We start from the raw sequence: 13,974 nt of genomic DNA, 5'->3' as shown, positions 1-13,974 counted from the left end.
CCGGCGAGACGACCCGGTCCGAGACCGGGACGCCCCACACTGCCGCACCTGCGCAACAGGCGGAAGTCTCGACCGGCGCGTGCTCAGCCTTTTGTCGCGGCGCGGTACCACTGGACGATCTCGCGGCGCGCCGCCGGGTCCATCTGGATGGCGTTGGGCGGTGGCATGGCGTGGCTGGCGCCGGCCTGCAGGAAGATCAGCCGCGCGTGGCGGGCGACGTCGGATTCGGTCTCGAGCACCACGCCCTTGGGCGGGTGGTGCAGCCCGTCCCACGAGGGCTCGCGCGCATGGCACATCGAGCAATTGCCGATCACCGCGTGATAGGCGTCCTCGAAGCCCGCCGCCCCCGCGAAACGCTGCTCGGCGGCGGTGAGCGGCCGGGCCTCGGCCTCCTCGTAGGTATCCAGCATCGGCGCGGTGGAGAGCCAGGCGATGGCGATGAAGAGCAGCGCGGTCACCGCCCAGGTCCAGTAGGGCGCCTTCTTGCGCGCGTGCATCGTGTTGAAGAAATGCCGGATCGTCACCCCCATGAGGAAGACCAGGCAGGGAATGATCCAGGCGGTCTCGGTGGCAAAGGCCAGCGGGTAGTGGTTCGACAGCATCAAAAAGACGACCGGCAGCGTCAGGTAGTTGTTGTGCGTCGAGCGCAGCTTGGCGATCTTGCCGTACTTGGGATCGGGGGTGCGGCCGTTCTTCAGGTCGTCCACCACGATGCGCTGGTTCGGCATGATGATGAAGAAGACGTTGGCGGTCATGATCGTCGCGGTGAAGGCGCCGAGGTGCAAGAGCGCGGCGCGGCCGGTGAACACCTGGGTGTAGCCCCAGGACATCACCACCAGCATCCCGAAGAGCAGCACCATCAGCAGCGTCGGCGTCTCGCCGAGCCTGGACTTGCAGAGCCGGTCGTAGACCAGCCAGCCGAGGGTCAGCGACAGCGCCGAGATCACGATGCCCTGGAAGAGCGAGATGTCGGCCTTGGTGGGATCGATCAGGAAAAGCTCGCCGCCCGCCCAATAGACGATCATCAAGAGCGCCGCGCCTGAGAGCCAGGTGGCATAGCTCTCCCATTTGAACCAGGTCAGGTGGTCGGGCATCGCCTCGGGCGCCACGAGGTACTTCTGCACGTGGTAGAACCCGCCGCCATGGACCTGCCATTCCTCGCCATGCGCGCCGACCGGCAGGTGCGGCGCCTTGCGCAGGCCGAGGTCGAGCGCGATGAAATAAAAGGACGAGCCGATCCAGGCGATCGCGGTGATCACGTGCAGCCAACGCACGGCAAAGCCGAGCCAATCCCAGAGGATCGCGAGATCATACATGCCGGTCTCTCCCTGATGCAGTTTGTTGCGGCACTCTAGGCCGCGAGCAATTATTCTGCTATCTCCAGCAACATCCAAGCAGTTTCAAGTTTTGCCGAAGAATGTCCTATCTCGACAATATCCGCACCTTCGTCCGTGTCTACGAGTTGGGCAGCATGTCCGCCGCAGGCCGCGACCTGAGAATCTCACCGGCGGTCACTTCGGCGCGAATCTCGCAGCTCGAGGAGCATCTCAATGTGCGGCTCTTCCAGCGCACCACGCGCAACCTCGCCCCGACCGAGCAGGGTCGGGCCTTCTACGGGGGGGCGCGCGAAGTGCTCGAGGTGCTGGAGATGGCCGAGGCGCAGGTGGCCCAGCTCACCGACAACCCGAAGGGCTCGCTCTACGTCGCGGCGCCTCTCGGCGTCGGCAGGCGGCTGATCGCGCCCCATGTGCCCGGGTTCCTCAAGGAATACCCGGATGTGCAGATCCGCCTTCGCCTGTCGGATCGCAAGGTGGACCTGACAACCGAGGGGCTCGATCTGGCGTTCTTCCTCGGGACGCCCGAGGACAGCGCGCTGCGGATGCGCAAGATCGCCGACGTGCAGCGCGTGCTCGTCGCCGCGCCCTCCTACACCGCGCGGCGGGGCAACCCGACCTCGGGCGAGGCGCTGATCGCCCACCGCCACGAATGCCTCAACCTGCGCTTTCCCGGCGCCACCGAGTTCCAGTGGCGGCTGCGCACGCCCGAGGGGCCGAAACGCTTCGCCGTCTCCGGACGCTACGAATCCGATGACGGCGACGTGCTGACCGACTGGGCGCTGGCGGGCGAGGGGATCGCGCTGAAGCCGGTCTTCGAAGTGGCCGAATACCTGCGCATCGGCCGGTTGGTCCCGGTGGCCGAGGACACGCCGCCCGAGCCGATTCAAATGGCCTGCCTGTTCACCCATCGCAAGGGACAGGACCCCAAGACGCGGCTCTTCATGGATTACATCACGGACCGGGTCGGCGCGGCAATCCGGCAGGCCGAGGACCGCGCGACGGAAAGCGGGCGCTAGGGGCGCGCCGGGCTCCACGCAAGGTTGTTGAGGCAGCTTCAAACGGAAATTGAAAATCATCCGGCATTATTCGGATTACACCTTAGGGATGACCCGGAGGCAACACCGAAGGAGCCCGTCCCAGATGACGCTGCTGAGCCCGCTGACCGCACCCCGCTATCCCCGCGACATGACCGGATATGGCGAGTCCCCGCCCGCCGCGAACTGGCCGAACGGCGCAAAGATCGCGGTGCAGATCGTGGTGAACTACGAAGAAGGCGGCGAGAACAACATCCTGCACGGCGACGCCGCCTCCGAGGCCTTCCTGTCCGAGATCGTCGGCGCGGCGCCATGGCCGGGCCAGCGTCACTGGAACATGGAGTCGATCTACGAATACGGCGCCCGCGCCGGATTCTGGCGGCTGCACCGGCTGCTGAAGGACCTCCCCGTCACCGTCTACGGCGTTGCCACCGCGCTTGCCCGTGCGCCAGAGCAGGTGTCTGCCATGCAGCGCGCCGGCTGGGAGATCGCCTCGCATGGTCTCAAGTGGGTCGAGCACAAGGACATGCCCGAGGAAGAGGAGCGCGCGCAGATCCGCGAGGCGATCCGCCTGCACACCCTCGTCACCGGCGCGCCGCCGCGCGGCTGGTACACCGGGCGCTGCTCGATGAACACCGTGCGTCTCGCCGCCGAGGAGGGGGATTTCGACTACATCGCCGACAGTTACGCCGACGACCTGCCCTATTGGGTGAAGGTCGGCAGCAAGGAGCAGCTGATCGTGCCCTATACGCTCGACGCCAATGACATGCGCTTTGCTTCGCCGCAGGGGTTCAATTCGGGCGACCAGTTCGAGGCCTACCTGCGCGACAGTTTCGATACGCTTTATGAGGAGGGCCTCGCGGGGGCGCCGAAGATGCTGTCGATCGGCCTGCATTGCCGGCTCGTCGGCCGTCCGGGCCGGGTGGCGGCGCTGAAGCGGGTGCTGGCCCACATGGCCGCGCAGGAGGGCGTCTGGTTCGCCACCCGCGCGCAGATCGCCGAGCATTGGGCGACGGAGCATCCCGCGCCGACCGGCCCGCGCCCGTCGCGGATGGACCGCCGCGCCTTCGTGGAGGCCTTCGGCGGCGTCTTCGAGCACAGCCCTTGGATCGCCGAGGGCGCCCATGCGCTGGAACTCGGGCAGACCCATGACACCGCGCGCGGCGTTCATGCCGCGCTGGCGCGGGTCTTCCGCGCGGCCTCCGACGAACAGCGGCTTGCCGTGCTGACCGCGCACCCCGATCTGGCGGGCAAGCTGGCACAGGCCAAGCGGCTCACCGAGGAGTCGACCGCCGAGCAGGCGGGGGCGGGGCTCGATGCGCTGACCGATGCCGAGCGCGACGCCTTTACCGGGCTCAACGAGGCCTATACCGCGAAATTCGGCTTTCCCTTCATCATTGCCGTGCGTGACAACGACAAGCTCTCGATCATGGAGGCCTTCCGCCGCCGCCTCGGCAATGATCGCGCCACCGAGTTCGAAGAGGCGTGCAGGCAGGTCGAGCGCATTGCCGAGCTGCGCCTGATGGACAAGCTCGGCGCATGAGCCGGATCGTCGCCGAACCTCTTGCCGCCGCCGCCTTTGCCCCCTTTGGCGAGGTGCTGGAGGCGGAGGGACCGCCTGACCGGATCATCAACCAGGGGCTGTGCGGACGTTTCCACGACCGCGCGACGCTCGACATGCTGGATGGCCACGCCGGGATCAGCCTCTTCAAGGCGGAGCCGCGCGCGCTGCCCTTGCGGCTCGAGATGGTCGAGCGCCACCCACAGGGCAGCCAGGCCTTTCTGCCGATGAGCCATGATCCGTTCCTCGTGGTTGTCGCCCCCGACGAGGGCGGCGTGCCGGGAGCGCCCCGCGCCTTTCTCACCCGCCCCGGACAGGGGATCAATTTCCGTCGCGGCACGTGGCACGGGGTGCTGACCCCGCTGCGCGCGCCGGGGCTCTTCGCCGTGATCGACCGGATCGGCGCGGGGCCAAACCTCGAGGAGCACTGGTTCGAAGAGCCTTACCTCATTCACGCCACCGCGTGAGGACGCCGGCAGCAAGACCGGCCCCGCGCCCCAGCAGGGAGCACCCCAAGACATGACCGACCACCGCATCGGAACGCCCGAGCAATTGCGCGATCCGAACTTCACCCCCGCGCTCAGCCGCGCCATCCCGCTCGGCATCCAGCACGTGCTGGCGATGTTCGTCTCGAACGTGACCCCGGCGATCATCGTCGCGGGCGCGGCGGGTTTCGGCTTCGGCTCGAACAGCCCCGACTTCCCGGAACTGCTTTATCTCATCCAGATGTCCATGCTCTTTGCCGGGGTGGCGACGCTGTTCCAGACGCTCACGCTGGGGCCGATCGGAGCGGGCCTTCCGATCGTGCAGGGCACAAGCTTTGCCTTCATCCCGATCATGATCCCGCTGGTCGCGGGCAAGGGGGTCGACGGGCTGGCAGCCATGTTCGGCGGCATCCTCGCGGGCGGCCTCTTCCACGCGCTCCTTGGCACGGTGATCGGCCGCATCCGCTTTGCGTTGCCGCCGCTGGTGACCGGCCTGGTCGTTACGATGATCGGCCTCGCGCTGGTCAAAGTCGGCATCGAATACGCGGCGGGCGGCGTGCCGGCCAAGGAGGCCGGGCTCGCCAGGTACGGGTCTTGGGCAAGCTGGTCGACGGCGCTGGTGGTGCTGGCGGTGACGCTGGGGCTGAAGTTCTTCGCCCGCGGCATGCTCAGCATCTCGGCGGTGCTGGTGGGCATTCTCGTGGGCTATGTCTACGCGATCTTCACCGGGCTGCTTTCGTTCGACGCCATCGCCGGCTCGTGGCAGAACGCCGCCGCCTTCTCGCTGCCGCAGCCGTTCCGCTACGGCATCGAGTTCACGGTCGCCGGGGTCATCGGCTTTTGCCTGATGGCCTTCGTCTCGGCGGTCGAGACCGTCGGCGACGTTTCGGGCATCACCAAGGGCGGCGCGGGGCGCGAGGCCACCGACCGCGAGATCGCCGGGGCCACCTATGCCGACGGTGTAGGCTCGGCGATCGCCGGGATCTTCGGCGGCCTGCCCAACACCTCGTTCAGCCAGAACGTCGGGCTCATCGCCATGACCGGCGTGATGAGCCGCCACGTGGTGACCATCGGCGCGATCTTCCTGATCGTCTGCGGGCTGGTGCCGAAGGTCGGCGGCGTGATCCGCACCGTGCCGATCGAGGTGCTGGGCGGCGGCGTCATCGTGATGTTCGGCATGGTCGTCGCCTCGGGTATCTCGATGCTGTCCGACGTCGACTGGACGCGGCGCAACATGGTGATCTTCGCCGTGGCGCTCTCTGTCGGACTCGGGCTGCAGCTCGAGGTGCTGAACGTCGCGCCGGGCGCGCCCAATGCGCTGCAGCACCTGCCCGACACGCTGCGCATCCTCGGCGCCTCGGGGATCCTGCCCGCAGCGCTGATCGCCATCGTGCTCAACCTCGTGCTGCCGAAGGAGCTGGCCGAGGAATCCACCGAAGAGGTTTCGGGAGGCATGGCCGGCCATCGCGGAGAGGAGCCGCGCGGCGAGAGCGCCTGACCCCATCCATCCTTCGCAGAAGCTGCGGCGCGCCGCTCGGGGCGCGCCGTTTGCCTTTGAGAGAGCCCCGGGCGACCTTCGGCCTTTTTCCGGGTGGGCACGGGGGCCGCATTCCACAATAGAGAAAGGGTGAAGGCTTGCCGCCTCCGCCCCGCCCGTGCACCGCAGTAAGATGGCTCAGAAATCGACCTCGATCGCGATGCCCTTCTCGACGGCCAGATCGACCACAGCCGCGGCCACGGCCAGATCCTGCAGGCCGACGCCGGTGCCGTCGAAGAGGGTGATCTCCTCGGCCGAGCTGCGCCCGATGTGTGTGCCGCCGATCACCGCGCCGAGTTGGGTGATGTCGGCGTCGCCGATCAGCCCTGCGGTGACCGCGTGTTGCGCCTCGCCGATCGAGACCGACTGCGCGACTTCGTCGGTGAACACCGTCGCCTTTGCCAGCAGCTCCGGCGCGGCCTCCTGCTTGCCCTTGGTGTCGGTGCCCATGCAGGCGATGTGGCAGCCCGGCGAGACGTGCTCGGCAAGAAGGATCGGCGCGAAGGAGGAGGTGATCGAGATGATCACATCTGCCTCGCGCATGCCCTCGAGTTCGACCGCCTCGAAGGGCAGGCCCGCCTCGGCGGCAACCTTCTCGAGGTTGGGCAGCATCTCGGGGTGCAGGTTCCAGCCGATCACCTTGTCGAAGTCGCGCTGCTCGAGCGCGGCCCGCAGCTGGAAGGTCGCCTGGTGTCCCGCGCCGACCATGCCGATCACCCGGGCGTCCTCGCGCGCGAGGTGGCGGATCGACACCGAGGAGGCGGCGGCGGTCCGCAGCGCCGTCAGCAGGTTGCCCCCGACCATGGCCTTTGCCCTGCCGGTATCGGGATCGAAGAGGAACACGGTGGACTGGTGGTTGATGAGGCCACGCTCTTCGAGGTTGTTGGGCCAGTAGCCACCAGCCTTCAGCCCCAACGTGAGGCCGGAGCGGTCGAAGCCGCCCTTGAAGCCGTAGAGCGCGTCTTCGTGGCCGATGGCTTCACGGACCACGGGGAAGTTGTAGGCGTCTCCGGTGGCCATGGCGGCAAACACCTTCTCGACCGCGGCAAAGGCGGCCTCGCGGGTCATCAGGTCGGCGATCTCGCGTTCGGGAACGATGAGCATGGGGCTCTCCTTTCGTGAAAAAGGCCCGCGCGCCGGGACTATGGACGCGCGGGCAAGGCGCGCCCGCGGGGTGAGCGGGCGCGCGGAGCATGAGGGGGGGTGCGGTTCAGTAAGCCTTGCCGCGCGCCGAGACCGGCCAGAGCGTCTCGACCTTGCCGCCGCGCACGCCGACGTACCAGTCGTGGACATTGGCGGTGGGGTCGCAGTGGCCGGGCACCAGCTTCAGCTTCTCGCCGACCTTCAGCACGCCCGAGGGATCGGCGATCACGCCGTGCTCGTCCGAGCACTTGACGTATTCCACGTCGGTGCGCCCGTAGATCACCGGCAGGCCACTGTCGATCGACTGGGCCTTGAGGCCCGCGTCGCAGATCGCCTTGTCGGACTTGGCGTGGCTCATCACCTGGGTGAGGATGAAGAAGGCATTCTCCCACTCGCCGTCGTCGATGCGGTTGCCGTCCTTGTCACGGATCCGGCCGTAATCGGCATCCATGAAGGCGTAGGAGCCGCACTGAAGCTCGTTGTAGACGCCGGAGTTGCTCTCAAAGTAGTAGCTGCCGGTGCCGCCGCCAGAGACCAGATCGGGCTTCAGGCCCACGGCCTCGAGCGCGGCGACGGCCTCCTTCACCTGCGCGATGGCAACGTTCAGCTTGTCGCGCCGCGCCTCGTAGCTGTCGAGGTGCTGCATGGCGCCCTGGTAGGCTTGGATGCCGGTGAACTCGAGGCCCTGGGCGGCATCGATGGCACGCGCGATCTGCACAACCGCCTCGGAGGTGGTCACGCCGCAGCGGCCCGCGCCGCAGTCGATCTCGACAAAGCACTCGATGGTGGTGCCATGGCGCTGCGCGGCCTCTGCTAGCTCGGCCACATTGGCGAGGTCGTCGACGCAGACGATGATCTTCGCGCCGAGCTTCGGCAGCCGCGCCAGCCGGTCGATCTTGCGCGGGTCGCGCACCTGGTTCGAGACCAGCACATCCTTGATGCCGCCGCGCACGAAAACCTCGGCCTCCGACACCTTCTGGCAACAGACGCCAATGGCCCCGCCGAGCCGGATCTGCAGCTTGGCCACGTCCACCGATTTGTGCATCTTGCCGTGCACGCGGTGGCGCATGTTGTGGGCGCGGGCGTAGTCGCCCATCTTGCGGATGTTGCGCTCGAGCGCATCCAGATCGAGCACGAGACAGGGTGTCTGGATGTCCGCCGCGTCCATGCCCGGCAGGGCGGGAACGTCGAAGCCGACCTCGAGTTGGTCGAAAGTCACGGGTGCATTCATGGCTCAGGCTCCTTTGGTCCAGGGCAGACGGTCGAGATCGACATTGCCGCCGGTGATGATGAGACCGACGCGCTTTCCGGCGAAACGGTCGCGGTTCTTGAGGATTGTGGCAAGCGGCACGGCGCTCGATGGCTCCATCACGATCTTCATGCGCTTCCAGATCAGCTTCATAGCCTCGACGATTTCCTCTTCCGAGGCGGTGAGGATGTCGCTGACGTGGCTGGAGACGAAGTGCCAGGTCAGATCCTTCAGCGGCACCTTCAGCCCGTCGGCCACGGTCTCGGGCGCGTCATCGGCGATGATGTGCCCGGCCTTGAAGCTGCGGTAGGCGTCATCGGCCTGCTCGGGCTCGGCGGCGATGACCTGGACTTCGGGGGCGAGCGTGGAGAGCGTGAGACAGGTGCCCGAGATCATGCCGCCGCCGCCGATCGGCGCCACGACCATGTCGAGCCCGTCCGTCTGTTCCATGAACTCGCGCGAGCAGGTGCCCTGACCCGCGATGACGCGGGGGTCGTTGTAGGGGTGGACGAAATCGCCCCCCGTAGCCGCCTGCACTTCGGCAAACACCGCCTCGCGCGAACTGGTCGAGGGCTCGCATTCGGTGATGATCCCGCCGTAGCCGCGCACGGCGTCCTTCTTGGCCTGAGGCGCGCTCCGCGGCATCACCACATTACAGGGGATGCCGCGCCGCCCGGCGGCATAGCTCAGCGACAGCGCGTGGTTGCCCGAGCTGTGGGTGCAGACGCCGCGTGCCGCCTCGACGTCCGTCAGGCTGAAGACCGCGTTGGAGGCGCCGCGCACCTTGAAGGCGCCGGCCTTCTGGAAGTTCTCGCACTTGAAGTAGAGCTGCGCGCCGGTGAGCTCGTTCAGGAAGGACGAGGTCAGCACCGGGGTGCGATGGATGTGCGGCGCGATGCGGGCGTGGGCCGCCAGCATGTCGTCATAGGTGGGGATGCTCAGCGCGATATCCTTCATCACGCGGCCTCCTTCCGGGCGAGCGCGGGGGTGGCGCGGTAGAACTCCTGCGCCGCCGCGACGCCCGAGCCGAGCGTGATGTCGAGCCCAAGGTCCTTCATGCACATCTCGGCGCAAGCGAGACCGGAAAGGGTCATCACATCGGTCAGGCTGCCGAGGTGGCCGATGCGGAACACCTTGCCGGCAACTTCGCCAAGCCCGGTGCCGAAGGCGACGCCATAGGTCTGCGCGGCGTGGCTGACAATGTCAGTGGCGTTGAACCCCTCGGGCGTGCGGATGGCGCTGACCGTGTCCGAGTAGACCTCGGGCGAGGCGGCGCAAAGTTCGAGGCCCCAGGCGCGGACCGCCGAGCGTACGCCTTCCGCAATGCGGTGATGGCGAGCAAAAACGTTCTCCAGCCCCTCGTCCAGCACCAGGCGGCAGGCCTCGTTCAACCCGTTCAGCAGGCCGACGGCGGGGGTGTAGGGGTAGGCGTTGTTGGCATAACCCTTCGCCATGTCCTGCACGTCGAAGAAGGTGCGCGGCAGCTTCGCGGTCTTTGTGGCCGCCATGGCCTTGTCGCTGAAGCCGACGATGGCAAGGCCCGGCGGCAGCATGAAGCCCTTCTGCGAGCCGGTGACGGCGCAGTCGACGCCCCACTCGTCAAAGCGAAAATCCATCGAGGCGATCGAGCTGACGCCATCGACAAACAGCAGCGCCGGGTGGCCCGCGTCATCGAGCGCGCGGCGCACCGCGGCGATGTCCGAGCGCACGCCGGTGGCGGTCTCGTTGTGGGTGGCGAGAACCGCCTTGATACGATGCTGTTTGTCCGCAGCCAGGATCTCTGCGTAGCGCTCCGCTGGCAGGCCCTCGCCCCAGGGCGTCTCGACGACCTCGGCGTTCAGCCCGTGGCGCTGGCACATGTCGATCCAGCGGTGGCTGAACATGCCATTGCGCGCCGCCAGCACGGTGTCGCCGGGCGAGAGCGTGTTGCTCAGCGCCGTCTCCCAACCCCCGGTGCCGGTCGAGGGAAAGATGAACACCTCGGCGCGCGTGCTCTTAAGCACCTTGCGCACGCCATCGCGGGCCGGGTGCAGGATCTGCCCGAACAGCGGCGAGCGATGGTCGATCGTCGGCATATCGCAGGCCTTGCGCAGGCGCTCGGGGATGTTGGTCGGGCCCGGAATGAAAACGGGGTTCTGAAAGCTCATGGCCACCTCCTCTGGTCGCTGGAAACGACCCTAACCGGGGGCGGCCCGCGGAGAATTTTTTTTGAAATCGTTTTTCAGAAATGAGCCAAGCAGGAAAACCATTCGTTGTCAGATGGTTGATTTTTTCATATGGTGAATTTCGCTTTCAAGGTAAATGAAAGAGATTTTATGGATTCTCCTAAAGATGCCGAAATCACCCCCCGCCGTGCCCGCGGCCGGCCGCGTGGATGGGAGGACAACAGTGCGCAGAACACCATCAAGTCGCTCGACCGAGCGATGGAGGTGCTGGACTACCTGAGTGCCCGCCCAGGCCTCACGTTGTCGGAACTGGCGAGCGATCTGCAGCAATCCCCGGCCACGGTTTACCGCATCCTCGTCACCCTCGAAGGCCGGCGGATGGTCGAGTTCGATCCCACCGAGCAGCTCTGGCACGTCGGCCCGCAATCCTTTGTCATCGGCGCACGCTTCCTGCGCCGGACCAGCCTCGTAGAGCGGGCGCGACCTATCCTGCGCACGTTGATGGAAGACACGGGTGAGACGGCCAACCTCGGCATCGTGCGCGAGGCGTCGGTGCTTTTCGTCAGCCAGGTCGAGACACATGAGAGCATCCGCGCGTTCTTTCCGCCGGGCACGCTGTCGCCGCTGCATGCCTCTGGCATTGGCAAGGCGCTGTTGGCGGAGATGGGTGGGGACAGGCTCGAGAAACTGTTGGCGCGGGACATGGAGCGCTTCACCGAGCACACGCTGGCCGAGCCGGAGGCACTGCGCGCCGATCTCGCGGCGATCCGGACGCGGGGCTATTCTATTGATGCAGAAGAAAAGAATCTGGGAATGCGCTGCATCGCGGCGGCGGTCTTCGATGCCTCGGGCGAGGCGGTGGCGGGCGTTTCGGTGTCCGGCCCGACGATCCGTATACGCGAGGAGAGCACAGACGAAACGAGCCGCGCGGTGATGCGCGCGGCCCGGGAGCTTACGGCGGCGATCGGCGGGGTCAGCCCGCCGGAGCGCTGACCTTGCGGTGCGCGGACATCGGCTGTGCCGCGCCCGACGGACGCAGCGCCATGTGCCGGTTGACGTCCTTGTAGAGCAGGTAGCGGAACCGGCCCGGACCGCCCGCGTAGCAGGCCTGCGGGCAGAAGGCGCGGAGCCACATGTAATCTCCGGCCTCGACCTCAACCCAGTCCTGGTTGAGCCGGTAGACCGCCTTGCCTTCGAGCACGTAGAGCCCGTGCTCCATCACGTGGGTCTCGGCAAAGGGGATCACCGCGCCGGGTTCGAAGGTCACAACCGTGACGTGCATATCGTGGCGCAGGTCTGACGGATCGACAAAGCGGGTGGTGGCCCATTTGCCGTCGGTGCCGGGCATCGGGGTGGGGGCGATGTCCTGCTCGTTGGCGATGATCACCTCGGGATGGGGCAGGCCGGGCACTGCCTCGTAGGCCTTGCGGATCCAGTGGAAGCGCAGGATGTCTTCACCCGTGTTGCGCAGGCTCCAAAGCGTCGCGGGCGGCAGGAAGGCGTAGCCGCCCTCGCGCAGAACATGCGCCTCGCCTTCGACGGTCAGCACAGCTTCGCCGCCGACGACAAAGAGCACCCCCTCGGCGCCAGCGTCGGTCTCGGGATGGTCCGAGCCGCCGCCCGGCTGCACTTCCATAATGTACTGCGAGAAGGTCTCGGCAAAACCGCTGAGCGGGCGCGACAGCACCCACAGACGCGTGTCCTCCCAGAACGGCAGGAAGCTGGTGACGATGTCGCGCATCGTGCCCTTGGGGATGACCGCGTAGGCATCGGTGAACACCGCGCGGTCGGTCAAGAGCTGGGTTTGCGGCGGGTGGCCGCCGGTGGGGGCGTAGTAGGAAGGGGTCTGGGTCATCTGGGGCTCCGATGGGAGGGGAACTGCCGGAAGTATGGGCGCTCCGGGCGGCGCGGGCGACAGGGCGCGGGGCGAAAAGTCCTTTTTGGAAAAAAGGATAATCGCGGCGCGCCTTTCGGACTTGCCGAAAGGCGCGCCCATGGATGTCTCATCTCGCCAGAGATGGCGGATGTGGCAGGGGCGGGTTCAGGCAGACTGCAGTTCGGGTCGCGGAGCGCGGACCGCTGCGTTTTTCTGCGGCACGCCCGCGACATAGGTCTCTGCCACGGCGCGGTCGTCGCCAAGCATCTGAAGCACGAAAAGCTCTTCGCTCAGAGTCCCGGCCCGCTGCATGCGCAAGGCCATCGGCTCGGTCGCCGAAGAGTCGAGCACCACGATATCCGCTTCGGTCCCCGGCTCCAGCGTGCCGATCTTGTCCTCGAGTCCCAGCGCAAGGGCATTGCCACGGGTGATCCAGTGGAAAGCACGCAGCGGGTGGAGTTTTTGGCCCTGAAGCTGCAGCACCTTGTAGGCCTCGTTCAGGGTCTGCAGCATCGAGTAGCTGGTGCCCGCGCCGACGTCGGTGGCGATGGCATTGCAAATGCCGCGCGCGCGCAACCCGGCGTCGTCGAAGAGCCCGCTGCCAAGAAAGAGGTTCGAGGTCGGACAGAAGACGGGCTTGGCGCCGATCTCGGCCAGCAGGTCGATCTCGCGGGGCTCGAGGTGGATCGAATGGCCGAGCAGCGTCTTGGGCCCAAGCAGGCCATACCGCTCGTAGACGCCAAGATAGTCCGGCGCTTCGGGGTAGAGGCTGAGCGTATAGGCGATCTCGTCGCGGTTCTCCGAGAGATGGGTCTGCAGGAAACACTCGGGGTGCTCGGCGACGAGCGCGCCGGCCATTTCCATCTGCTCGGGGCTTGAGGTGATGGCGAAGCGCGGGGTGATGGCATAGCTGGCGCGGCCGCGGCCATGCCAGCGGGCGATCAGCCGCTTGCTGGCGTCATAACCCGATTGCGGCGTGTCACGCAGCGCCTCGGGCGCGTTGCGGTCCATCATCACCTTGCCGCCGATCATCCGCATGTCGCGGCGCGCGGCAGCGGCAAAGAAGGCCTCGGCCGAGGCTTCGTGGACGGAAGCATAGGCCACAGCCGTGGTGGTGCCATGGGCGCAGAGCTGCGCGATCAGCCACTCGGCCATGGCCCCGGCATGGGCGGGATCGGCAAAGCGGGTCTCTTCGGGGAAGGTGTAGCTGTTGAGCCAGTCCAGCAGCTGCGCCCCCCAAGAGGCAATGACCTGCACCTGCGGGTAATGGATGTGGGTGTCGATGAAGCCGGGCATCAGCAGGTGCGGGCGGTGGTCCACCACCGGCACGCTCGGAGCCTGTCGGGCAAGCTGGTCGAAGGCGCCGCTGGCGCGGATCATCCCGCCCGCGATCAGGATCGCCCCGTCCTCGATGTAGCGGTAGGCGGCATGGTCGTCGGGGCCCTGCGGCTCGGCGTTGAAACTGAGGATGCGTCCGCGCAGGAGCACTTGGTCGGTTTTCATCGGATCACCTTTCGGGGAGTTGGCCGGGGATCTGGCCGGGGATCTGGCGGGGGAGGGCATAGGGACGCGGGCCGGGACGTGGCC

At 66.9% G+C, this 13,974-nt stretch carries 12 protein-coding genes; 5 read left to right on the top strand and 7 right to left on the bottom strand.

The features are described from left to right. Nucleotides 1–83: 83 nt before the first annotated feature. The gene (locus CEW88_RS20095) at nt 84–1,316 is read right to left on the bottom strand and encodes a urate hydroxylase PuuD (RefSeq protein WP_108970146.1); all 1,233 of its coding nucleotides are present in this window, start codon (nt 1,314–1,316) and stop codon (nt 84–86) included. A gap of 101 nt (nt 1,317–1,417) precedes the next feature. Here CEW88_RS20095 and CEW88_RS20090 point away from each other — a divergent pair, with 101 nt between their 5' ends. The 4 genes from CEW88_RS20090 to CEW88_RS20075 all read left to right on the top strand — a co-directional run bounded on the left by CEW88_RS20090 (nt 1,418) and on the right by CEW88_RS20075 (nt 5,915). Continuing rightward, nucleotides 1,418–2,353 (top strand): LysR family transcriptional regulator, encoded by a 936-nt coding sequence (locus CEW88_RS20090; RefSeq protein WP_108970145.1) that lies wholly within the window; start codon nt 1,418–1,420, stop codon nt 2,351–2,353. A 124-nt stretch (nt 2,354–2,477) separates the two neighbouring features. Continuing rightward, on the top strand, nt 2,478–3,914 hold the full coding sequence (gene puuE / locus CEW88_RS20085; protein ID WP_254694572.1) for an allantoinase PuuE: 1,437 nt from the start codon (nt 2,478–2,480) through the stop codon (nt 3,912–3,914). Further along, nucleotides 3,911–4,399 (top strand): ureidoglycolate lyase, encoded by a 489-nt coding sequence (locus CEW88_RS20080; protein ID WP_108970144.1) that lies wholly within the window; start codon nt 3,911–3,913, stop codon nt 4,397–4,399. The genes puuE and CEW88_RS20080 overlap by 4 nt, the downstream gene beginning before the upstream one ends. Nucleotides 4,400–4,451: 52 nt before the next feature. After that, on the top strand, nt 4,452–5,915 hold the full coding sequence (locus CEW88_RS20075; protein WP_108970143.1) for a uracil-xanthine permease family protein: 1,464 nt from the start codon (nt 4,452–4,454) through the stop codon (nt 5,913–5,915). A gap of 177 nt (nt 5,916–6,092) precedes the next feature. Here the strand turns inward: CEW88_RS20075 and bhcD are convergent, their stop codons facing one another. The 4 genes from bhcD to bhcA form a co-directional block, all read right to left on the bottom strand. Then, nucleotides 6,093–7,058: an iminosuccinate reductase BhcD gene (bhcD, locus tag CEW88_RS20070; RefSeq protein WP_108970142.1), complete on the bottom strand. Its 966-nt coding sequence runs from the start codon at nt 7,056–7,058 to the stop codon at nt 6,093–6,095. A 106-nt stretch (nt 7,059–7,164) separates the two neighbouring features. Next, nucleotides 7,165–8,328, bottom strand: a complete 1,164-nt coding sequence (gene bhcC / locus CEW88_RS20065) for a 3-hydroxy-D-aspartate aldolase BhcC (protein WP_108970141.1) — start codon at nt 8,326–8,328, stop codon at nt 7,165–7,167. Between the two features lie 3 nt (nt 8,329–8,331). Continuing rightward, nucleotides 8,332–9,303 (bottom strand): beta-hydroxyaspartate dehydratase BhcB, encoded by a 972-nt coding sequence (bhcB, locus tag CEW88_RS20060; RefSeq protein WP_108970140.1) that lies wholly within the window; start codon nt 9,301–9,303, stop codon nt 8,332–8,334. Further along, nucleotides 9,303–10,493 carry an L-aspartate--glyoxylate aminotransferase BhcA gene (bhcA, locus tag CEW88_RS20055; protein ID WP_108970139.1) on the bottom strand — a complete coding sequence of 397 codons (1,191 nt, stop codon included), beginning with the start codon at nt 10,491–10,493 and terminating at the stop codon, nt 9,303–9,305. Before bhcA ends, bhcB begins: the two co-directional genes overlap by 1 nt. A gap of 168 nt (nt 10,494–10,661) precedes the next feature. Between bhcA and bhcR the strand changes: the two genes are divergently transcribed. Then, nucleotides 10,662–11,504 carry an HTH-type transcriptional regulator BhcR gene (gene bhcR / locus CEW88_RS20050; protein ID WP_108970138.1) on the top strand — a complete coding sequence of 281 codons (843 nt, stop codon included), beginning with the start codon at nt 10,662–10,664 and terminating at the stop codon, nt 11,502–11,504. Here bhcR and CEW88_RS20045 read toward each other — a convergent pair. Together CEW88_RS20045 and guaD are read right to left on the bottom strand one after the other, a co-directional pair. After that, a complete protein-coding gene (locus CEW88_RS20045) occupies nt 11,485–12,366 on the bottom strand; it encodes a bifunctional allantoicase/(S)-ureidoglycine aminohydrolase (protein WP_108970407.1) in 882 nt (293 codons plus the stop codon). The two genes, bhcR and CEW88_RS20045, sit on opposite strands and share 20 nt — an antisense overlap. A gap of 186 nt (nt 12,367–12,552) precedes the next feature. Further along, nucleotides 12,553–13,890, bottom strand: coding sequence for a guanine deaminase (gene guaD, locus CEW88_RS20040; RefSeq protein ID WP_108970137.1), 1,338 nt, complete (start codon nt 13,888–13,890; stop codon nt 12,553–12,555). Nucleotides 13,891–13,974: the final 84 nt, after the last annotated feature.

Origin of the sequence: Alloyangia pacifica, assembly GCF_003111685.1 — a bacterium.
Classification (GTDB): Bacteria; Pseudomonadota; Alphaproteobacteria; order Rhodobacterales; family Rhodobacteraceae; genus Salipiger; species Salipiger pacificus_A.
Note: the sequence above shows the minus strand (reverse complement) of the source record. Positions and strands in the feature narration are given on the sequence as shown.